The sequence below is a fragment of the Hyphomicrobium sp. 99 genome (assembly GCF_000384335.2).
Lineage (GTDB): Bacteria > Pseudomonadota > Alphaproteobacteria > Rhizobiales > Hyphomicrobiaceae > Hyphomicrobium_B.
The window spans coordinates 1,329,922-1,350,756 of sequence record NZ_KQ031382.1 but is presented as its reverse complement, the minus strand read 5'-3'; the positions used below and the strand labels follow the sequence as shown (position 1 = coordinate 1,350,756).

17 protein-coding genes are annotated in these 20,835 nt (G+C 59.6%); 12 read left to right on the top strand and 5 right to left on the bottom strand.

From position 1 onward, the window contains the following. Window positions 1–26: 26 nt before the first annotated feature. From G359_RS06620 to G359_RS20365, 8 genes are all read left to right on the top strand, one after another. Window positions 27–296 (top strand): DUF4242 domain-containing protein, encoded by a 270-nt coding sequence (locus G359_RS06620; RefSeq protein ID WP_045835477.1) that lies wholly within the window; start codon window positions 27–29, stop codon window positions 294–296. Window positions 297–451: 155 nt separating this feature from the next. Beyond that, a complete protein-coding gene (locus G359_RS06615; RefSeq protein ID WP_045835476.1) occupies window positions 452–1,738 on the top strand; it encodes an NAD(P)/FAD-dependent oxidoreductase in 1,287 nt (428 codons plus the stop codon). A gap of 66 nt (window positions 1,739–1,804) precedes the next feature. Then, the gene (locus G359_RS06610) at window positions 1,805–2,701 is read left to right on the top strand and encodes an ABC transporter permease (protein WP_045835475.1); all 897 of its coding nucleotides are present in this window, start codon (window positions 1,805–1,807) and stop codon (window positions 2,699–2,701) included. A 35-nt stretch (window positions 2,702–2,736) separates the two neighbouring features. Then, window positions 2,737–3,534 carry an ABC transporter permease gene (locus G359_RS06605; RefSeq protein WP_045835474.1) on the top strand — a complete coding sequence of 266 codons (798 nt, stop codon included), beginning with the start codon at window positions 2,737–2,739 and terminating at the stop codon, window positions 3,532–3,534. 48 nt (window positions 3,535–3,582) lie between these two features. Then, window positions 3,583–4,623 (top strand): ABC transporter substrate-binding protein, encoded by a 1,041-nt coding sequence (locus G359_RS06600; RefSeq protein WP_371199098.1) that lies wholly within the window; start codon window positions 3,583–3,585, stop codon window positions 4,621–4,623. A gap of 65 nt (window positions 4,624–4,688) precedes the next feature. Further along, window positions 4,689–5,315 (top strand): cupin domain-containing protein, encoded by a 627-nt coding sequence (locus G359_RS06595; RefSeq protein WP_045835472.1) that lies wholly within the window; start codon window positions 4,689–4,691, stop codon window positions 5,313–5,315. Then, window positions 5,305–6,393 carry an ABC transporter ATP-binding protein gene (locus tag G359_RS06590; protein ID WP_045835471.1) on the top strand — a complete coding sequence of 363 codons (1,089 nt, stop codon included), beginning with the start codon at window positions 5,305–5,307 and terminating at the stop codon, window positions 6,391–6,393. The genes G359_RS06595 and G359_RS06590 overlap by 11 nt, the downstream gene beginning before the upstream one ends. 147 nt (window positions 6,394–6,540) lie before the next feature. Continuing rightward, entirely contained in the window at window positions 6,541–6,753 is a 213-nt protein-coding gene (locus G359_RS20365; RefSeq protein WP_156150690.1) for a hypothetical protein, read from the top strand. A 17-nt stretch (window positions 6,754–6,770) separates the two neighbouring features. Here the strand turns inward: G359_RS20365 and G359_RS06585 are convergent, their stop codons facing one another. Together G359_RS06585 and G359_RS06580 are read right to left on the bottom strand one after the other, a co-directional pair. Then, window positions 6,771–9,911, bottom strand: coding sequence for an efflux RND transporter permease subunit (locus G359_RS06585; protein WP_045835470.1), 3,141 nt, complete (start codon window positions 9,909–9,911; stop codon window positions 6,771–6,773). A gap of 6 nt (window positions 9,912–9,917) precedes the next feature. Continuing rightward, entirely contained in the window at window positions 9,918–10,946 is a 1,029-nt protein-coding gene (locus tag G359_RS06580) for an efflux RND transporter periplasmic adaptor subunit (protein WP_045835469.1), read from the bottom strand. A gap of 421 nt (window positions 10,947–11,367) precedes the next feature. On the opposite strand from G359_RS06580, the gene G359_RS06575 reads away from it, so the two are divergent. Further along, a complete protein-coding gene (locus G359_RS06575; RefSeq protein WP_045837744.1) occupies window positions 11,368–12,567 on the top strand; it encodes an efflux RND transporter periplasmic adaptor subunit in 1,200 nt (399 codons plus the stop codon). Next, entirely contained in the window at window positions 12,564–15,719 is a 3,156-nt protein-coding gene (locus G359_RS06570; RefSeq protein WP_045835468.1) for an efflux RND transporter permease subunit, read from the top strand. Before G359_RS06575 ends, G359_RS06570 begins: the two co-directional genes overlap by 4 nt. 30 nt (window positions 15,720–15,749) lie before the next feature. Here the strand turns inward: G359_RS06570 and G359_RS06565 are convergent, their stop codons facing one another. After that, on the bottom strand, window positions 15,750–16,361 hold the full coding sequence (locus tag G359_RS06565) for a hypothetical protein (RefSeq protein ID WP_045835467.1): 612 nt from the start codon (window positions 16,359–16,361) through the stop codon (window positions 15,750–15,752). A 345-nt stretch (window positions 16,362–16,706) separates the two neighbouring features. Here G359_RS06565 and G359_RS06560 point away from each other — a divergent pair, with 345 nt between their 5' ends. Continuing rightward, window positions 16,707–17,093, top strand: coding sequence for a hypothetical protein (locus tag G359_RS06560; protein ID WP_045835466.1), 387 nt, complete (start codon window positions 16,707–16,709; stop codon window positions 17,091–17,093). After that, window positions 17,083–18,903, top strand: coding sequence for an ATP-binding protein (locus tag G359_RS06555; RefSeq protein ID WP_052699226.1), 1,821 nt, complete (start codon window positions 17,083–17,085; stop codon window positions 18,901–18,903). The genes G359_RS06560 and G359_RS06555 overlap by 11 nt, the downstream gene beginning before the upstream one ends. Window positions 18,904–19,200: 297 nt before the next feature. On the opposite strand, the gene G359_RS20705 is transcribed toward G359_RS06555, so the two are convergent. Then, window positions 19,201–19,518, bottom strand: a complete 318-nt coding sequence (locus tag G359_RS20705) for a hypothetical protein (RefSeq protein ID WP_045835465.1) — start codon at window positions 19,516–19,518, stop codon at window positions 19,201–19,203. A gap of 964 nt (window positions 19,519–20,482) precedes the next feature. Further along, window positions 20,483–20,740, bottom strand: coding sequence for a hypothetical protein (locus G359_RS06545; RefSeq protein ID WP_045837742.1), 258 nt, complete (start codon window positions 20,738–20,740; stop codon window positions 20,483–20,485). Between the last annotated feature and the right edge of the window lie 95 nt (window positions 20,741–20,835).

Here is a 20,835-nt window from a genome sequence, read left to right as displayed (position 1 = left end):
GCGCCCAAGAAGCAAAGGGAGAGCAAATGAAGAAGTACATCATTGAGCGGAACATTCCTGGTGTCGGCGATTCGAGCGCCGATCAGCTCAAAGGCGCCGCTCAGACTTCCAATGCTGCTTTGGCAAAATTACCCGACGTGCAGTGGCTTCACTCCTACATCGCAGGCGACAGCACGTTCTGCGTCTATCTTGCGAATGACGAAGCGGCGATCCGCAAACATGCGGAACTGAGCGGCTTCCCCGCCAACCGCATCATCGAGGTCAAAACGGTCATCGATCCTTCGGCAGCGGGCTGAACTCGCCAGAGCCGATTTCGGGGGGCCGGGCGCCTGAGGACGAAAGTCCCGGGCGCCTTTTTTTATTGCCACTGACGCAAAGATTGGCTTTTTCCCCGCTTTACAAACTTTCACATTGGTGAAAATCTGCGCGCATCTTCATTTTGGGGCGAGCGATGATTGCCGGCTACCAAGCCAAATCCGCGTGGGCAGACCCGGCGTTCGAGCCGCTCGCTTCCGAAACGCTCAAATCCGGCGAGAAAGTCGATCTAGCCATTGTTGGCGGCGGAATTCTCGGGCTCTCGTCGGCTCTTCATGCGGCGCGGCGCGGACTCTCGGTTCGCGTTCTTGACGCCGCCCAGGTCGGGGATCGCGCGTCGGGCCTCAACGGCGGACAGGTTATCCCGGGTCTGAAGTACGATCCGGATTGGCTTCTTCAGCATTTCGGCGAAAAGCGCGGCGAAGCCGTCGTTCGGTTCAGTTCATCGCTTGCCGATGTCGTGTTCGATCTCATCGCGCGGGAGAAGCTTGCCGTTCCGCATCAGCGGACCGGATGGATTCAGGCGGCGCATTCGGAAGCTGCCGTGCGGTCTGCCGAAGAGCGCGCCAAACAATGGAAGACGAGAGGCGTATCCGCAAAGTTTTTGAGCGCGGCGGAAGTGGCCCGTCTTACCGGCGCACACGGATATCTCGGCGGGTGGCTCGATCCGCGCGGTGGCGCTATTCAACCCCTCGCCTATACGCGCGAGTTGGCGCGGCTCGCCATCGACGCAGGTTCTCTCATCGCGGAAAACACGCAGGTTGCTTCGGTAAAGCGCGAAAGTGGAGCTTGGGTTCTTGAAACCGCGGACGGCAAATCGGTCAACGCCAAGGGCGTGATCATCGCTACGAACGCCTATGCGGATGGCCTCATTCCGGGTCTCGCGCGGACGCTGCTGCCGCTGCATTCCTTTCAGATCGCGACTGCGCCGCTGTCGAACGATCTTCTTTCGACAATACTCCCGCAAGGTCAGGTCGTCTCGGATTCGCGCCGCATCGTCATCTACTTCCGGAAGGGGCCCGACGGCCGGATGCTGCTCGGCGGCCGGGGCTCGATGGCCGAGCCCACGGAACCGAAAGCGTGGGCTCATCTGGAGCATGCCTTGAAGCGGCTCTATCCGGCTCTTGCCGGCGTTCCAATCGAGAAGCGCTGGTATGGGCGCGTGGCGCTTACGTTCGATCATCTTCCGCACGTGCACGAACCGGAGCCAGGATTGCTCGTGGCCGCGGGATGCCAAGGTCGCGGCGTCGGGTTGATGAGCGGGCTTGGCCCTCGTCTCGTCGATTATTTCGTGACGAAAGATCCGGAACTTGTTCCGTTTCCGCTGACGCCGATCCGGCCCATTCCGTTTCACGCTTTTCGCAATGTCGGTATCGGCGCCGCCATCGCCTGGTATCGGCTGGTTGACATGCTCGAAAGATAAATCGCCGACGGATTGACATTTTCGTAAATGTGAAAAACTATTGCGTGAATTCAGGAATGCGCTCTGATGAACGTATCCGCCGAAAATGTCTCCGCGTTACCGGCTGCTTCTGAGCGCCAACGCCGACTTTTCTTCATCGGCATGTCGTCTCCCGGAGCGCTTGCCACATCGGTGCTCGTGCTGTTCGCGCTCGGTGTCGTTCTCTTCCTCGGATTTCGCACCAATGACGGGTCGCTGCTCGGCGGCGCCTTTACGCTCGACAATTTCAAAGCCGCGCTAACGGACCCGCTTTACGCGACGGTGATCTTGCGCTCGTTGGCCATTGCCGCGTTCGTGACGCTGGCCACGGTTATCACTGCATATCCGGTCGCCTACTATCTTGCATTTCATGCTGGCAAGCATCGCGGGCTGCTGCTCTTCATTGTGACGCTGCCGTTTTGGACGAGCTATCTTCTTCGCGTTTTCGCTTGGAAAGTCGTGCTCGCCTACAACGGCGTCTTGAATTCGGCATTGCTGATGACCGGCATCACGTCGGAGCCGATCCTCGCGTTTCTCAACACACCGGCCGCGGTCGTCGTTACGCTCGCGCACGCCTACGCGGCGTTCGCGATCCTTCCTATTTATGTCGCGCTCGAGAATGTGCCGCGATCGCTGATCGAAGCGGCCGAAGATCTCGGGGCCCGTCCGATATCGATATTCCGGAGGATCATCCTGCCCATTTCGATGCCGGGCGTGATGGCAGCGGCGCTCGTGGTGTTTGTGCCGACGGTCGGCGACTACGTCACGCCCGCGCTCGTCGGCGGTCCGAACAGCACGATGATCGGCTCGATGATCCAGGCGCAATTCGGCAAAGCCAACGACTGGCCCTTCGGCGCGGCGCTTTCCGTGATCGTCATGGTCGTCATTCTTGCTGTCGTCATGGCGGCGCGGTTCGCCGACAAACGCTTCGGGAGCAGAACGTGACCCGAACGCGCTTCACCAACGGAACTTGGCTCGGGATGTACGTCATCGCGTATGTGCTGTTTCTCTATCTGCCAATCGCGATCATTCCGCTCTTCTCATTCAACAACTCGATCCAGGCCGCTTTTCCGCTCAGCGGCTTCACGCTCGAATGGTATGGCAGCCTCGTCGGCAACGAAAATCTGCATCGCGCCTTCGAAACGAGTTTGATCGTCGGTCTCTCGGCAGCGTTTCTCGCGACTGCGATTGGTGTCACCGTCGGATACATGGAAGTGACTGGAGGAACGCGCGTTTCGCAGGTGATATCCGGCCTCTGCCGTTTGCCGATTCTGATCCCGGGCGTCATCGTCGGGATCGCGCTTCTGATCCTGGTCAATCTTGCGGGCCTCGGGCCCTCGCGGACGGCGATCATTCTCGGTCATACGCTCGTTGCGCTGCCGACAGCCGTCGTCATCATGCGCGGAAGATTTTCTTCGCTGCCGAGAAGTTTCAGCGAGGTCGCAATGGACCTCGGTGCGCATGAATGGACGACGTTCCGCCGTATCGTTTTGCCGCTTGCGGCGCCCGCCATCGCCTCGTCGTTCATGCTGTCGTTTTTGACGTCGTTCGATGAATTCATCGTCGCGTTTTTTCTATCGGGCACGGAGCCGACTTTGCCGCTCTTCGTTTGGGGGCAGCTCCGTTTTCCGAAGGCGCTTCCAAGCGTCATGGCGCTCGGGACGCTCATTCTGCTTGCTTCTATCGTCATCGCGACCGCTGCCGAAATCATACGGCGGCGCGGCGCCTCGCACGACGAACTTCCCGTCACTACACCGAGACCTTTGCCGATTTCTTGAGCGCGAACAGGGAGTATAAAAACTATGCACGGTTCGACGACACGCAGGATGCTTCGCAGGGCTGCCGGCCTTGCGACGGTGATTGCTTCACTCGCGGTCCCGGCCCTCGCGGCCGACAAGCTGACGTACTTCACGTGGTCCGGCTACGAGTTGCCGGACTTCAACAAGAGTTTCCTCGCCGCCCACCCGGACGGCGTAGAAACATCCGTCTTCAGCGACGATGATGAGGCCTTCACCAAGGTCAAGGCTGGCTTCCATCCCGATCTCGCGCATCCCTGCTACGACAAGATCGCGCGCTGGAACAAGGAAGGCTTGCTGCAGCCGATCGATACGAAGCGCATCAAGAACTGGGATACGATTTTCCCGGTGTTCAAGAATTTGGCCGACATCCAGGCGGGAGACGGCAAGGTCTGGATGGTTCCGTGGGACTGGGGGAACACGTCCATTCTTTACCGCACGGATCTCGTAAAAGATCCGGCGCCCAGCTGGAACCTGCTTTGGGACAAGCAATATAGCGGGCGCATCGCCACGATCGATGCCGTGCACGATACGCCGGTGGTCGCGGCGCTTCTTGCCGGTGTCAGCCCGTTCGATATGTCGCCTGCAGAACTTGAGAAGGTCGCTGCAAAATTGCGCGAGCAACGGCCGCTTCTTCGCGCCTATACGACTGACATGACGTCCGTCGAGCAATCACTCGCGAGCGGAGAACTCGTTGCCGCGATGACGTGGAATGCATCTGCCACGACGCTCAAGAAGCAAGGCGTCAAGGTCGAATTCTTGAAGCCGAAGGAAGGCATGCTGACGTGGAGCTGCGGCTTCGTGTTGCTGAAGGACGCCAAGAACGTCGATCTCGCGTACGACTTCATCAACAGCCGCCTCGAAGGCGCGTCGGGCAAAGAGTTGATCACGCAATATGGCTACGGCAGTGCATCGAGCGCGGCGTTCGCCCTCGTTCCCAAAGAAGAACTCGACCGGCTGCAACTTCCTGCCGATCCGGATGTCGTTTTGAAGAGCACGGTCTTTACCGGACCGATGAAGCAGAACGACGATCTGGCCAAGATGTTCGAGAAGGTGAAGGCCGGCGGCTAGCGGAACCCCACCGGACGTTTTGAAGCGCGTTCCATTTCTTAGAACTTTGGAGAAAGGCAACCAACGTGGTTCGTACGAAAGCTAAGGAAGGACGCGCGGAAGTCTCGGAACAGGTTCCGTCAGATGCAGATATCCGTCTCGGGCGCCGCATTCGTGCGGCGCGTCTCGAGCGGAAATTAGGTCTCACAGACGTTGCGCAGCGCGCCGGCATTTCTGTCGGCGCGCTGAGCCAGATAGAGCGAGGCATTTCCTCGTTGCGCGTGCGTGTGCTGTGGCCGCTGGCTGCGGCGCTCGGCGTCGAGCCGCATACCCTTCTTGCCGAAACGCAGGACGACGGCGGCGATCTCTACGTCGTTCGCGCTTCGCACCGTAAGGAAATACCGGTGCGATCGGAAGGCATTCACAAGGAGCTGCTTTCGCCGCCGGGTTCAGTGCTGACGGGACTATTGGTCTCCGTCGAGCCCGACAGTGGAACGGGCGCTTCCTACAGCCACGCCGGACATGAATTCGGCATCGTCAGGAAAGGCCAAGTCGAATTGACGATCGACAGTGTCGTTTATCTTCTCAAAGCCGGCGACAGCTTTGCCTTCAAGAGCACGCTGGAACATGCGTTCCGCAATCGCGGCAAAGAGCGGTGCGAGATCGTTTGGATCAATACCGCCAAGCCGAACGAGATCAGCAATGGGGCGTGATCCGCTCCTGCGTCTCGACGCGGTCTCGAAGGTGTTCGATACCGGCACCGTCGGTCTCGACAATGTCGATCTCGACATCGGACACGGCGAATTCGTCAGCCTTCTCGGGCCGTCCGGGTGCGGAAAGACGACGAGCCTGCGGTTGATGGCGGGATTTGAATCTCCGACCAGCGGACGCGTTCTTCTCGATGGGCAGGACATTACCGCGCTTCGTCCCTATGACCGGCCGCTCAACACGGTCTTTCAGGATTACGCGCTCTTTCCGCACATGGACGTTGCGGAGAACGTCGGCTTCGGGCTGTCGCTGCGCAAACTTTCCAACGCGGAGATCGGCGGGAAAGTGCGCGAGGCGCTCGATCTCGTTGGCCTTGCCGACAAGATCCATGCGCGCGTTTCAATGCTTTCCGGTGGCCAGCGCCAACGCGTGGCCCTTGCGCGAGCGCTCGTCTGTTCGCCGCGCGTGCTGCTGCTCGACGAGCCGCTTTCGGCGCTCGACGCCAACTTGCGCGAGCAGATGCAGATTGAATTGAAACGGCTGCAGGCGCGTCTCGGCACGACCTTCGTCATGGTCACGCATGATCAGACCGAGGCGCTTTCGATTTCCGATCGCATCGTGGTGATGAACCGCGGCAGAATCGAGCAGATCGCATCGCCCGCGGAACTTTACGATGCACCGGCGACGCGCTTCGTCGCGAATTTCATCGGAACGATGAACCTCGTAGAGGGCAAGATTCTCGAGACGACATCCGAATTCCATCGCGTCGCCGCCGGGCCGATAACTTTCGAAGTTCCCGTCGATCGGGCGACTGTCGCTCCGGCGCCTGGAGCGCCGACACTCGTCTGCATTCGGCCCGAAGAATTATCCGTTTCCGCGGCGCCGTCCGACGGCGCGGTTGCGGCCCAGATTATTTCGACGGTGTTTTACGGTCCGATGCTGCGGTTGTTCGTCGAGATCGGCGGCGGACAGAAGCTGATGATCGACACGCCACGGCGCACAGCAGCAGGAGCGTTCGAGACCGGCACACTCGTCTACGTGCGTCCCAATCGCGGGAGCGGCCGCATCTTGGACGTGGAGTAAGCGGAAGGCGCCGACGTTTACACCGACAATCTGCTCAGAAGGGTTGTGCCTTTGCTGCCACGGTAGGCCGCTTCGGCGACGACGAGCGGAACAAATTCGGGTCATTCGGCGTCATAGCTCGTGGGTCGTTAGATAGCGGGCGCAAAGATGCCGTTCCCTCGTGGGGTGATAGACAGCGAACATCTCAACATCATGCAGCAAGCGATGGACCTTGCATGCAGCGAGCTCGCCATCAAGGAAACCGACAGCGCCAACCGCGAGCGGGTCGCATTTTTGGTCACGGGCTTCATGCGCGCCGGCGAGCATGATCCCAAAAAGCTGACGATCTATGTAGTCGATCAGTTCAAACAGCCGATCTGAACCGCAGCGAGCGCGTGTTATTCCGCGGCAGTGGGTTTTGCGGCTGGCGGCACTTCCGGGCGAGTTGCTTGAGAGTTAGGGGCGGTGCGGGAAATTCGCAGGAAGCGGCCGAGGCGAATGAGCGCTTCCGGCAATACGCCGAGGTTGAGAAGCGTCGCCGTCGTCAGGCCGCCAAGCACCGTGATTGCCATCGGCGCTTCGATTTCGTGACCTGGGCGGCCCAGACCCAGCGCCAGCGGCACAAGCCCGAGTGCGGCCATCAACGCGGTCATGAATACCGGCGCGAGACGTTCGGATGCCGCGAGGCGGATGGTTTCGGGGCTCCAACCTTTGCCTTCCTCGTCCGCTACATGCTCGACGTGCGCCAGCATCATGACCGAGTTGCGGGCACCGATGCCGAAAACCGTGATGAGGCCGACGAGACTTCCGAGCGTCATGCCGATGCCGCTGACGACGATCGCGGCGATGCTCCCGATGAGGCAGAACGGCAAATTGATCAATACCAATACCGCCAGGCCCCGACGGCGAAACGCCATCGTGAGCGCGGCGATGATGAGCGCAGTGCTCATGGCGGTCAGGCCGGCCAACCGGATCTGCCCTTCTCGCTCAGCCTCGGCCTGTCCGGCGAATGAGACATAGACATCCTTGGGCAACGCAAGCGCGCCGACGCGTTCGCGTGCTTCGTTCACGATCTGGCGCAGCGAATAACCTTTCGCCCCATTGAAGGTGACCGACACGCGACGCTGCGCGCCATCGTGCTGAATGTTGGAGCGGCCCTCTGTGATCGTGATCGCGGCGACATTCTTCAGAAGCGTCCTAGTCATCGCGTTGCCGATCATCAGCTTGTCGAGCGCACTGATGCGGTTGCGATCATCGGGCGAAAGAATGACGACGACATCGACGGTGCGTGCGCCATCGTAAGTCTGGCCCACCGTGGTTCCGGCGAATGCTGTCTGGATCGCGTCGAGGGCGTCGCGCGAGGAGAGGCCATAATTTGCGAGCGCTGTCGGATCGAGCTTGACCGACAGCGTCGGCACCATGGCGCTCCGGGGCATTCTGAGATCGGTGACGCCTGGAATATCCGCGACGGCTTTCTGAATGTCGGCAGCGGCACTTTCCAGCGACGCTAGATCGGTTCCGAGCGCGCTGATGACGACCTGCGCCGTCTCGCCGCTCAAACTTTCGCTGATGCGGTCGCCGAGGAACGTCAATGTTTCGCTTCGGACTTCGGGAAAGCCGCGCAGCGTGTCGCGGATGATGCTTTGCGCTTCCTCTTCGCTTTCATCGTGCACCGGTTTCAATTCGATGTGAAATTCGCTTCGATCGACGCTCCAGGTATCCTCGCCGGCTTCAGCCCGGCCGATCTGATGTCCCACGGTTTCGACGAACGGCAGCTTCAGCAGGGCCTGCGTCACGCGCTCGCCGACGGCCACGACATCATCCGTCGACGTGCCGGGAGACGCCATCGCCATTTGCAGAACGAAATGCCCTTCGCGAAACTGAGGAATGAGCTCGCTATGGAGAAAGGGGACGGCGGCAGCAGCAGCCAACACGCCGAGCGTCAAAATCAGAACCGTCGCGCCCCATGCGCGATGAACGAGCGCCAGGACCCATTTCTGAGCGGCTTTGAGGCTCTTCGTGAGCGGCGATTCTTTCGTGTCCTCGCTGTTTGTCAGCAGCAGCGCGCACAACGCGGGCGTGACCGTCAACGCGACGAGCATTGAAGCGAGCACCGCGATGATAAATGTCAGCGCCATCGGTCCAATGAAGCGGCCTTGCACTCCGCCCGCAAACAGCACCGGAAAGAATGCGAAGATCACCGCCAGCGTGCCGTAGAGCATCGAGCCGCGGATTTCGATCGACGCGTCTTCGATGATGTTCAGGCGGTTTGCGTCGGGCGCTGCGAGGCGCAAGCGACGTGCGATATTTTCGATATCGATAATCGCGTCATCGACGAGGACGCCGAGCGCCAGCGCAAACCCGCCGAGCGTCATGGTATTCAGCGATTGGCCGAATTCGCTCAACACCACGACGGCTGCGAGAAGCGACAGCGGTATCGCGAGAAACGAGATCAGCGACGCGCGCACGCTTCTCAAGAAGGCGTAAAGCACGAACAGGATCAAAGCCGAGCCGAGCGTCAGCGCGGTCTCAAGATTTTTCAGAGCGCGTACGACGAACGATGCCGGCCGGTGAAGGGCTGGATATATCGTGATGCCCCGTCGTTCGAGCGCAGGCTTGAGTTCGTCGAGCGCGGCTTCCGTCGCTTTGGTGGCATCGAGCGTATTGGCGCCGAACTGTCCGGAAACCGTGATCAAAACACCGGGTTGGCCCATGATCGTGGCGTCGCCGATTTTCGCTGCGGGTCCGATCGTCACTGTCGCGACATCGGCAAGGCGAACCGGCCGATTGTTCTGCATCGTGACGACGGCTTGCGATATTGCGCGCGGGTCCGGCGCGGGTGGCGGCGTCTCGATTGTTATCCGTTGCGCTGACGTCTCGACGATACCGCCGCCGCGAAGCGCAATGGCAGCGCTTGCCGCGTCCATCACCTCGGTCACTGTAAGACCGAGCGCTGCGATCCGTTCGAGATCGGGCTGAATTTGAACCTGCCTTACCGCGCCGCCGTATACCGTGACACGAGCGATGCCGGGTACTGCGAGCAACCGGGGCTTAATGGTCCAGTCCGCGATATCGCGCAGGGTGTAGGGATCGACCTGATCGGAGACGATGCCGAGCTTCAGCACGTCCATCGTGCTCGATGTCAGTGGCGTCAGCTTCGGTGGCCCGATGCCTGCCGGTAATTTTCCGTTGAGGGTCGTCAGGCGCTCCGCGATGCCCTGCCTCGCCGCGTTGGCGTCGGCGCCTTGGTCAAACGTCACGAGAACGACCGACAGGCCGTAAATGGACTCCGAGCGAACCGTATCGATGCCGGGTCCGCCGATGATCGCTGCCTCGATCGGGCGCGTGATGATTTGCTCGACCTGCTCGGGCGCGAGACCGGGCGTTTCTGTCTGGATCGTTACTTGCGGGGGCACGAATTCTGGAAAGACATCGAGCGGCGCCCGCATCGCCAGAAAGATTCCGGCGATGAACCAGACGACGGAGAGCAGTGCGACGATGCCACGATAGCGGATCGACCAGCGGATGAGCGCGTTCATGCTGGCTTAGTCCGGGTCGCCGGTTGGAGCGGTATGGCTTTGGGCTACGGCAGGCGTTGCCGACTTTCCGATTCCGGACGGTGCCGCCGCGGGTGGAGGAGCTTGCGGACCGGCGTCGTCGTCATCATCGAGGCTTCCAGGCGTCGCCTCCCGCGCGAGCAGAATGGACGCGCCCTTCACAACGACGCGCTCGCCCGGCTCGAAACCGCCCTTGACGTAATATCCATCGTCTACCGGCGCCTCCAGAGACACGAGCTTGCGCTCGTACTTCCGTGGCTCTGTTTCGACGTAGCACCATGATTTGCTTCCGTAGACGACCAGCGCGGCACTCGGGATGACGACACCGCCCAGTCTTTCCGGACTATCGGCGATTACGCGCGCGCGATCGCCAGCGCGAAGTCCCGGACCGGCATTGATCAAGCCGAAGAAGGAGACGCCCGGCATTGCCAGATTTCCGGAAGGCGCGGCCCATAGGGTATCGACCTTCGTTTCCAAACCGCCGCGAAGAGGTACGACACGGACATTCTCCGGCTCGTCCGTCGCCATATCCGGGAAGTCCAAGCGGAGCACAGCGCGTGAACCATTGGCGATATCGGCCATCAATGTCTGCCGGGCTTCAGCATTTACGAACGGCGCCTTATCGCCCCACGATTGCTGAAGGCGCGTCAGAAGCAGCTTCAGCTGAGACGCGTCTATGCCCTCCTGGCGCGCTGCGTTCTCTAGCGTCTGCCTCGACAGCATGGTGGACGCTTTGAAGCGCTCGAGTTGTCCATGACTGAAGTTGGCGGCAACGGTGGCGGAGCGGATATCGGCGTCAAGTTGCAGAAGCACGTCCGGATTGAGGACGGTTGCAATGCCCTCGATCTTCACCGGCTCTTTCGACGCGGCGAGCGTGATGGTGTGAACAGGCGGAGGAAGGGCGTTCGGAGCGTCCTGACGGTCTTCGGCCTCTTCGGAATGCGGCGCGTTGCAGCCAGTGAGAATGACGGCACCGCAGATAAGCAGCGAAGCTCTGATAATCGCGCCGAACCTCAAGCTGGCCTCCCTATGGGATTAATTCCCGGATACATCGGGAATTGTTCCTCTTTTTTCGGGGAGAATGCTCCAAAGATCCATCCCCGACCAGCGGTTTCTGATGCTTTGGAGACATGGCGGCGTAAGTGCTTAACTTGGCCGCCGGAATTGGCCCATCATCCGTGGCGGCGGTTTCAGCATCCAAATGAATGGAACGCGGCAATAATCTATAAAGTCGGCACTCCTATATTGCCGAGCATAACTTTAATCGAAACCCTGCAACTCCAGTAGTTGTATAGCAACCAACATGCGGAATGAAGGATATCTGCGGCGTCGGCCAAGTGACTTGGCTTCATTGAACGCCTTTATCCAATTTCCTCGATAACCTTGTGGAATCTCTATGGGTGATGAATCCGTACTGCGATCGTCCGCACGCCGGTCCATGACGCGAGCATGCATCCTAATCCCGACGCTGGTCTCGACCCTGGCGCTTTCGGCTTGCGGCGAGAAGAATACGTTCGTTCCCCCTCCCCCGCGGAAAGTCGAAGTGGCGGTGCCGCTCAAGGAAACGGTCACCCGCTATCTGGAAAGCACCGGCAGCACTGCCGCGGTCAACAGCACGACCCTGGTGGCGCGTGTTCAAGGCTTCCTTGAAGGGATCAAGTATCAGGACGGCGACTTCGTAAAGGCCGGGCAAGTGCTGTTCGTCATCGAACAAAAGCCCTATCAGCTCGCGCTTGAACAGGCCGAAGCCGGGTTGGCGAGCGCGCAGGCTTCTTCAACGCAGACGATGGCCGACTACAAGCGTCAGGTCGATCTCGCGGGCAAGAATATCGCCAGCCAAGCTGCGCTCGATCAGGCAACCGCGGCCAAGGACGCGGCGGTCGCGAAGCAGAAGCAGGCGCAAGTCGACATCGACCAGGCAAAGCTGAACCTCAGCTACACCGAAGTCAGAGCGCCGTTCGACGGTATCGTGACGTCGCGTGAAGTTTCGTTGGGTCAACTCGTGGGCGCCGGTAGCCCGACGACGCTCGCGACCATCGTTCAACTCGAACCGATCTATGCCAATTTTTCGGTCAGTGAAATCGACGTGCAAGAGATCCGCGCCGACATGAGGGCGCGGGGCATTACGAACGAGGAACTCAGGAAGATTCCCGTGGAAGTCGGCCTGCAGAGCGAGCAGGGATATCCGCATCACGGCAGCCTCGACTACGTTGCGCCGAGCATTACGGCCGCGACGGGTACGCTTGCCGTGCGCGCCGTGTTTCCCAACACCGATCGCGCGCTGCTTCCCGGGTATTTCGTGCGCGTACGCATACCGCGTTCGCAGCAGCCGGGCTCGCTGCTCGTTCCGGACCGTATCGTCGGCAGCGACCAGAGTGGCCGCTATGTGCTTGTCGTGAATAAAGACGACACCGTCGAACAGCGCAAAGTCGTGCTCGGCCAGCAGGTCGGCGATCTGCGCGTCATCAAGACGGGACTGACCCCCGACGATCGCGTCGTCATATCGGGATTGATGGCAGTGGTGGCGGGCGAAAAAATCGAGCCGGTGTTGGAGACCATCGCGAAGCCCGAGGTCATGTCAAAGCCCGAAGTCGCACCCAAGGCCGAAGGCCAAGCTAAACCGGAAGCTGCGCCATGATTTCGAAGTTCTTCATCGAACGGCCGGTTCTCGCGAATGTCATCGCGCTTCTGATTGTCGTCATTGGCGCCGTTAGCCTTCTCCGGCTTCCTGTTTCGCAATATCCCGACGTCGTGCCGCCGACCGTCCAGGTGACGACGCGTTATCCCGGCGCGAGCGCGCGCACGGTTATCGATACCGTCGCCTTGCCGATCGAGCAGCAGGTGAACGGCGTGGAGCGAATGCTCTACATGCAGTCTTTTTCCGCGTCGGACGGCAGTTACTCGCTCACCGTCACGTTCGAAATCGGCACCGATCTCAACTCAGCACAGGTTCTGGTGCAGAACCGTGTCTCGGCTGCCATGGCGTCGCTGCCGCAATCGGTGCAGGTGCAGGGCGTCGTCGTTCAGAAGAAGTCGACGGCCATCCTGCAGATCGTCACGCTGACGTCGCCCGATAACCGCTTCGATAGTCTTTATCTCAGCAATTACGCGACAATCCGGCTGAAGGACGAAATTGCTCGCTTACCGGGAGTTGGCAACGTCAACGTTTTCGGCGCCGGGCAATATTCCATGCGGATCTGGCTTGATCCGGAAAAAATGCAGGCGCGCGGTCTCAATGCGCAAGACGTGGTCCAGGCCCTCCAGCAACAGAGCCAGGAGGTGACGGCCGGGCAGATCGGGGCGCCGCCTGTCGCCGGCGCGCAATCATTCCAATACACGCTCGACGTCATCGGGCGCTTCGAAGATGCGGAGCAGTTTGCAAACGTCGTCGTCAAGACGGGCAACGCAGGGGATCTGACCCGGTTGCGTGATGTGGGCCGGGTCGAACTCGGTGCGCAGACCTACGCGCAGATTTTCAATCTCAACGGTAAGGAAGCCGCCGGTCTCGCGATATTCCTGACGCCGGGAGCGAACGCGCTCGAAGTCGCAGGCGAAGTATCGAAGAAGATGCAGGCGCTCGCGAAAGAATTTCCGGATGGCATGGTGTACACCATTCCCTTCGACACGACGACGTTCGTGCAGCAGGCGATATCGGAAGTCTACAAGACGCTGATCGAAGCCGCTGTCCTCGTGTTGATCGTCATCCTGGTATTTCTCCAGGATTGGCGGGCGATGCTGGTTCCGGCGACGACAGTGCCGGTGACGATCATCGGCGCGTTCGCTGCCATGGCGGCCTTAGGATTTTCGGTCAATCTCTCCACGTTGTTTGCGATCGTGCTCGCCATCGGCATCGTGGTGGATGATGCGATCATCGTGGTTGAGGGCGCCGCTCACAATATCGAGCGCGGCATGTCCGGCCATGACGCGGCGATTGCCGCCATGAACGTGCTGATGGGTCCAATCATCGGCATCACGCTGGTCCTGATGGCGGTGTTTCTGCCCGCATCATTCCTGCCCGGTCTCACGGGACAGATGTATGCTCAGTTTGCGCTCGTCATCGCCGCGACGGCGTTGATCAGCGCCATCAACGCGGCGACGCTGAAGCCTACGCAATGCGCACTCTGGCTTCGCCGTCCCGTGCCGATGGAGAACAGAAACGCGTTCTATCGCGGATTCAACTCTCTTTATCAGAGGCTCGAGAACCGCTACGCGGGCTTGATCGGCTCGATGGTCCACCACAGCGGGGCGATGGCAATTGTTGCGCTGGCCATCATCGGCGCCGCCATTTACGGAATGACGCGCGTTCCCACGGGCTTCCTGCCAATCGAAGACCAAGGATATTTGATCGCGGCGGTGCAGCTTCCGGAAGGCGCTTCGCTCGGCCGGACGCAGAAGTCTCTGGAGGAGGTTGAACAGATCGCAAATTCGGTGCCGGGCGTGGAGCGCGTCATCACCATTGCGGGGCAGTCGGCACTCGACAACAGCGCTTCGCTCGCCAACGCCGGCGTTGCCTACATCACGTTAAAGGATTGGAGCGCGCGCGGCCCGGGTCAGGACTTGGCGTCACTTTATAAGACTCTCAACGACAAGCTTTCGGTCATCGAGGACGGTCGCGTCCTCGTCGTGCCGCCTCCGCCGATCCAAGGCATCGGCAATGCCGGCGGTTTCAACATGGTGATCGAACTTCGCGACAGCAGCTTCGACTTGGCCAAGCTCGAAAGCTCGGTCAACGCCATGGTGCGCGCCGCCAGCACGCAGTCGGGCATTCAGCGGGCTTCGACGTCGTTCCGCGCGACCGCTCCACAATACAAGGTCACGATCGACCGCGAAAAGGTGCAGACGCTTCTGCTGACGACCGATCAGGTTTTCTCGACGCTCGCGAGCTATCTGGGATCGAGCTACGTCGACCAGTTCAACAAGTTCGGACGTGTTTTCCAAATCTACGTGCAGGCCGACGCGAACTTCCGCATGACGCCTGAAGACATCCTCCGTCTCAGGGTTCGCAATCAGAATGGGGACATGATCCCGCTTGGCACCGTTCTGACAATCACGCCGACGGTCGGCGCGTCCCTCATCAGTCTTTACAATCTTTATCCTGCAGCCACGATCGTCGGCGTGCCGGCCAAGGGCTTTTCATCCGGGCAGGCTATCCAGCTGATGCAAGAGATCGCGGCCCACACGCTGCCGCCCGGCGTCGGCTATTCTTGGACGGCGCTCTCCTATCAAGAGAAGCTTGTCGCCGGACAGATCTATTACGTGTTCGCGCTGGCCATGCTTCTCGTTTATCTCGTGCTCGCCGGCCAGTACGAAAGTTGGTACGCGCCGATGTCGGTTTTGCTGGCCGTGCCGTTATCCCTCATCGGACCAGTGCTGGTATTGATCGCGGTCGGCGTCGACAACAACCTTTACGTTCAGATCGGGCTTGTCCTCCTGATTGCCCTCTCGGCGAAGAACGCCATTTTGATCGTGGAGGTCGCACGCGAACTGAGAGCCGAAGGCAAGCCGACCCTGGAATCCGCACTCGAAGCAGCGCGTGCGAGGTTCCGGCCGATCCTGATGACGTCATTCGCATTCATCCTCGGCGTCGCGCCGCTGGTGTTCGCCTCGGGAGCCGGTGCGTCGGCGCGGAAGTCCATCGGCATCACGGTGTTCAGCGGAATGCTCGCTTCGACGTGTCTGGCGGTGCTGTTCGTTCCCTCGTTCTTCGTCATCATCCAGCGTTTCGAGGAATGGCGCGCGTCTCGCAAAAAACAGCCAGTACCCGTGATGGCGCCGCCGCAAAGCGAATGAGCGCGCGGCTCGTACTGCCTGTTGGCGTACTCAGTGCCACCACAACGCCGGGTTGGTCAGCAGATCGATGACGCTCACCTTTTGACCGATGGCCGCAAGGTTCCCGGGCTCGCCTCCTGCGAGGCTTGGGCCGCCGTGCGTCTCTCTGGCTATCGCTTTTTGTGGAATCCGGTGGGGCTTGCTCGTGCCTTTCATCTGATCGGCTGGTGGCGCGTTCTTCGGCGGAACCTGGGTCTTCCCGGTTTTGTCTTCGGCCGATTGGTTCGATGCGAGGGTGATCGAGCGCCCGGACGGTTCTTCAGTCGCTATTGGCTTTACGGGATCAGCCTCGAGCGGTGCTTCGACACGGCGTTCGGCAGGCTCTGCCTCATCACTTTTCGAAATTGAACCGGTTGTCATCCCGGCGAAAAGGGCACTAATTTTTTCTGCCTCCTGTCGCGCGGCGGCTGCCGATCCGCTTTTGCTCTTCAAGGCGGAAGCATATTTCTCCTGTCCTGATAACGGGATAAATGCCGGCAGCGGCGTCGTGCCGGCGGATTGCGGGTCTTGCGGCCCTGAAGCGGGCGTGTCTGCGAAAACCGGCGATACATACGCCGCGAGTAATGCCAGGACCGGCAGAACGACTGACGCGACAAATTTCATAACTGACGTCCCTTGCTCCCCGGAGACAATCAGAAACTCAACGACGGCAATAGAAAGGCTGGAGTTCTCGAAACGAACCTAACTGCTGAAACGCCAGCCTCGCGTGCTCCTCGTTCTCGCTCTCAATGGGATTCCGCGGGCCTCAGTAAGCACGAATGTTTTCATTAACTTTTATAACCGAGAGGTTAGATCCGGCATTGAATGGGAGGTTCGCAAATGAACACTGTCTTTTCAATTGGGAGGCCGCAAGGCTCAGTTAAGCTCAGAGTAATGCATTGTGAGGATGATATTCTGGGGGGCCGAATTAGCGTGCCCGGCCTTATCGTCAGACAATAATTGCTCTCAATGAAGTCTCCGATCCCCGAGGCCGTATTTACCGATGAGGGCCCAGTCCTGGATGCCAACAAGTTACTGCGTATGCGGGGCTATTTGGACATGGAGGGCTTTCGGGAAATCATCGGCGAATTCGAGACCGGAATTCGTCAGCAACTCGTGAACCTCGGCTCGCTCGAGCTTTCGCCTTCGCAAATCGAAGCGATCTGCCACGACCTCATCAATTTCTCCGGCACGCTTGGAATGTGCGAGTTGATGTCGTCGGCCGAGCGATTGAGGGAATTCGCCCGCCGGAATGCACGAGCCGATGTCGTCACAGCCCAGATGGAACTACGAAGGGCAGGCGACCGCGCCGTTGCTGCGCTGAACGCGTACATGGGAGGCGTCGATGGCGGGTAAGATGCGCGTTCATCGCGATCAATTGTCGGCCGTCGCGCGCGTCACTCCCTATGCGATGGCCGGGTATGGCATCAACGTCGTGCTCGCGACCGCCGCCTTCTGGAACTCCATACCGGCGCGAGACCTTTTTCTGTGGTTCCTCTTCTCGCTGACAGTATGCGGGATCGTGGGCTTGCGTTCGCTTCATCGTTCGCCGACGCCTCGCGGTCAGAATTCCTCCGAGTTGCGGAGCGCACGCAACGCGCTTGTATTCGCCATTCTCCTTGCAGTTCCCTGGTCATCTTTGGCGGTGTTTTGGGCAGGCGCCGTGAATGGGACGAGCGAAGCGATCCTCATTGCATTCGTGGTCGGTATGGCAGCAAGCGGCAGCATCCTGCTTGCACCGCTACCGGCAGCGGCACTCAGCTATGCGGGCACAATCCTCGGTCCACTCATCATCAAGCTGTTGATTGTCGGCGGCAGAGATAATTTGCTCCTCGCGGCGTTGGCCGTCAGCTTTTTGGTGTTCCTCGTCATCCTGGTCATGACGAACGCTCGCATGTTCATGGAGCGTTTGAGGGTTCTGCAGCGGCTGAAGATCTCCATCGAAGACGCGCGGGCTGCAAACGAAGCGGCGCAACGGGCTACATCGGCGAAGTCGGAATTCTTCGCAACGATGAGCCATGAGATCAGGACCCCGCTGAACAGCGTCATCGGCTATACGAGCCTCGTGCTGGCACGGCGTGGCTTGAACGCGGAAGACGCGCGCGACCTCGAAATCGTGAGGGACGCGGGGCGTTCGCTCCTCAACACCGTAAACGACATTCTCGATTTTTCCGCGATCGAAGCTGGCCGCTTGAAGTTGTTGCTTGCGCCGACGCTGCTTCGCCCGACAATCGAGAGTTGCTTATCGCTCATGCAGGTCGAGGCGCGGGCGAAAGGCTTAATTTTAAGTGCCGAAATCGATAGCGCGTTGGATGAGGTGACTGTTGAGGCGGACGCACAGAGAGTCCGGCAGGTGCTCGTCAATCTCGTTGGCAACGCGGTGAAGTTCACTTCCGAAGGCCGCGTCGATGTCGAAGCCCGATGGCTCCGGCGCTCCGACGACATCGTTGCGGTCCGCTTTACCGTCAAGGATACGGGCCCTGGGATACCGGAAAAATCAATACCGGAACTGTTCAACAGATTCAGTCAGCTCGACGGAAGTTACGAGCGGCGTTTTGCGGGATCGGGCCTCGGGCTTGCCATCAGCAAAAGTATCGTTGTTGCGATGGATGGTGAAATCGGCGTGCACAGCGAACTCGGCGCAGGATCGGCGTTTTGGTTCGAATTGCCGCTCATCGTCAGCCGCGCGCTCCCTCCGGCCGATCGCTCGGCGGAATCGAAGCCCGCTAGCCCCGGCGGCTTGAATATTCTCGTGGTCGACGACATGGAACCGAACCGGCGGCTCACGTCGACGGTCTTACGGCGAGCAGGTCATCGCGCCGTGACGGCCGCAAGCGGAGCGGAGGCCATTTCGCTCGTGAAATCCGAGACGTTCGACGTCATTCTCATGGACATGCAGATGCCCGGGATGAATGGTCTCGCGGCGACGAAGGAAATTCGGAATTTGCCGCCCAACCAGGGCCAAGTTCCGATCATCGCCATGACGGCAAACGTTCTCCCCAACGAAATCGCCAGCTGTTATGCCGCCGGCATGACAGCTCACATCGGCAAGCCGTTTGAGATCGATGAGCTGCTTCATACGATCGAAGCTGCCAGCGACGGCGCGACTGCAAGCGCTCGCGCTCGTCTTCCCGCTGCTTTGGTTGCCGGACGAAAACTGTTCTGATCATCATCCAGGATTTTCGCCGCAATCGTTCTGGGAGCGCGGCAGGGTGGCTGCGAAGACACATCTGTTACACACTGCGTCGGATTGTGAATTGTTTGTGCCGTGGAATTTCTGTATTGGCTGCGTCCTTCAGCGGGAAGAGCGTCGCTGCTTGAACGGTCGGCATAGCGGGAGCCGATACCGCCAAGCGTGAGGGTGACGTGTTCCTGTCAGCCCTGCCAGCGATGGCAGGGCTCTCTATTTCTACAATCAGCACAGAAAAAAAGCCCCGGTGACCGGGGCTTTTCATCAATCGTCTCAATCGTAATAGCCGCAGATGCGGCGCCCGTGGCGCCAGTAGCAGGTATAGTCGTCATCGTAGTAGCTGTCGTAATAGCCGTCGTATCCGTAACCGAACCAGGGACCGCCGCCTCTAAATCCATGTCCGCGGTGACCACCGAAATTTCCGGACATATGTCCGTGGCCCATTCCACCACCGAAGCCGCCGCCGTGGCCCATTCCTCCACCGCCTCCGTGTCCGCCACCACCGCCGCCGTGGGCGTCAGCCGAAACTGAGAATGCTGTCACTGCAAGCGCGGCGACAGCGATGGTGGCCAGCTTTCGAAATCTTTCCATTTGGGTTTGCCTCATTCTCTGAGGAGCCGATGCGGCTCCAATGAAGTTCAAACACCTGCGAGATATCTTTGTTGCGTGCCCTCTTGGCACAGCTTCCGAGCGCGAATTAAACCAGCCGGATAGTTCACCACCCGCCTAATTCAATTCGGATGGTAGCCCAGGGGCTTATGATTTCGTTTCAGCGCGAACCTCGGGATTTGCGGCTCAGCAGCAATGCAAATTCTGTAAAGCACAGGCGCGTTGCGACTACGTAAAAAAAACCGCCCGTCTCCTCAAAAACATATGCCGCCTAGGGGGCGGAACTGCACATTCCCCGCGCGACTTTTTAAACGGGTCAGAACGCGAGGCACGGGAAAACGATATGTTTGAGGACAATTGGCTAACCGAGTTCAACGATCGGGCGAGCCCTCGTCTGCGGGAAATGTTCGAACGGGAACTGAATTGCTTTCCGGATTTTATGTCGGATCTGCTCACGCGCTTGCGGCAGTCAGAAAAAGAGAGAGCGCTAGCCAGCTGACCGTTTGGATCACCCGCCGCTGGTTATTCCACCCGGCAGTCACAAGTTCGTCCCGTGAGCCCGAAAAGAGAAGACGCCGGCTTCGGGGAAAAGCCGACGTCTTTTGGGACGGCGCTACGGGGGAATAGCGCCAGGAGTACAATCTGGGGGGAGATTGTAAGCAGAAAACGGCAACGCGCCCCTCGAAGTTCCGTCAAAAAGCAAAAAATCGCAGGTAAGCCTGGACAAGGATGGGCGCCCTCTTCGTATCTCTGACGAAGGCCCGCATAACGCGTTGATTTCGCGAGTTTTAGAGGCCCGCGTCGCGGAACCAAATGCCGTTTTCGGTCGGAGACAAGCGTGGAAGCAAACGTGAAGCTTTCTGGGATATAGGGGTTCAAATACGGGTAAGATCTCTTGGCGCGATTTAACCGGTCGCTCGGCTCGAACGATAGCTTGCGACCTGCGTTACTTCTCTTCGCGAGATTTATCGACCTCTTTGAAGCGACTACCGTTGGCAATGCCGAGTACGCCGAAATCTTGCGATCGGGAGTGATCGTCGACCTGTCCCGTCGGCGCGCTCGATAGTCCGCGCTTCAACAATTCGCGCACGGCTGCGGCCCGGCTTGGAAGACGATACTTGTAGCGAAAGTCATCGACAGCTCTCAGCTCTTCGGGCTCAAGCATAATTTGCAGACGTTCGTCCCTGTTTGCAGCGGCACTCATCGCGACCTCCTTCGCGCATTCCATAAAGGGTTTCTGTCCCGAGTTAGTAAGTTACTCAAACTGAGAGATGACAGCGGCTAACGCCCATGAAGCAG

Coding starts and splice junctions, on each gene's coding strand:
- G359_RS06620 (WP_045835477.1), top strand. CDS start 27: ATGAAGAAGTACATCATTGAGCGGAACATTCCTGGTGTCGGCGATTCG.
- G359_RS06615 (WP_045835476.1), top strand. CDS start 452: ATGATTGCCGGCTACCAAGCCAAATCCGCGTGGGCAGACCCGGCGTTC.
- G359_RS06610 (WP_045835475.1), top strand. CDS start 1,805: ATGAACGTATCCGCCGAAAATGTCTCCGCGTTACCGGCTGCTTCTGAG.
- G359_RS06605 (WP_045835474.1), top strand. CDS start 2,737: ATGTACGTCATCGCGTATGTGCTGTTTCTCTATCTGCCAATCGCGATC.
- G359_RS06600 (WP_371199098.1), top strand. CDS start 3,583: ATGCTTCGCAGGGCTGCCGGCCTTGCGACGGTGATTGCTTCACTCGCG.
- G359_RS06590 (WP_045835471.1), top strand. CDS start 5,305: ATGGGGCGTGATCCGCTCCTGCGTCTCGACGCGGTCTCGAAGGTGTTC.
- G359_RS20365 (WP_156150690.1), top strand. CDS start 6,541: ATGCCGTTCCCTCGTGGGGTGATAGACAGCGAACATCTCAACATCATG.
- G359_RS06585 (WP_045835470.1), bottom strand. CDS start 9,911: ATGAACGCGCTCATCCGCTGGTCGATCCGCTATCGTGGCATCGTCGCA.
- G359_RS06575 (WP_045837744.1), top strand. CDS start 11,368: ATGACGCGAGCATGCATCCTAATCCCGACGCTGGTCTCGACCCTGGCG.
- G359_RS06570 (WP_045835468.1), top strand. CDS start 12,564: ATGATTTCGAAGTTCTTCATCGAACGGCCGGTTCTCGCGAATGTCATC.
- G359_RS06565 (WP_045835467.1), bottom strand. CDS start 16,361: ATGAAATTTGTCGCGTCAGTCGTTCTGCCGGTCCTGGCATTACTCGCG.
- G359_RS06560 (WP_045835466.1), top strand. CDS start 16,707: ATGAAGTCTCCGATCCCCGAGGCCGTATTTACCGATGAGGGCCCAGTC.
- G359_RS06555 (WP_052699226.1), top strand. CDS start 17,083: ATGGCGGGTAAGATGCGCGTTCATCGCGATCAATTGTCGGCCGTCGCG.
- G359_RS20705 (WP_045835465.1), bottom strand. CDS start 19,518: ATGGAAAGATTTCGAAAGCTGGCCACCATCGCTGTCGCCGCGCTTGCA.
- G359_RS06545 (WP_045837742.1), bottom strand. CDS start 20,740: ATGAGTGCCGCTGCAAACAGGGACGAACGTCTGCAAATTATGCTTGAG.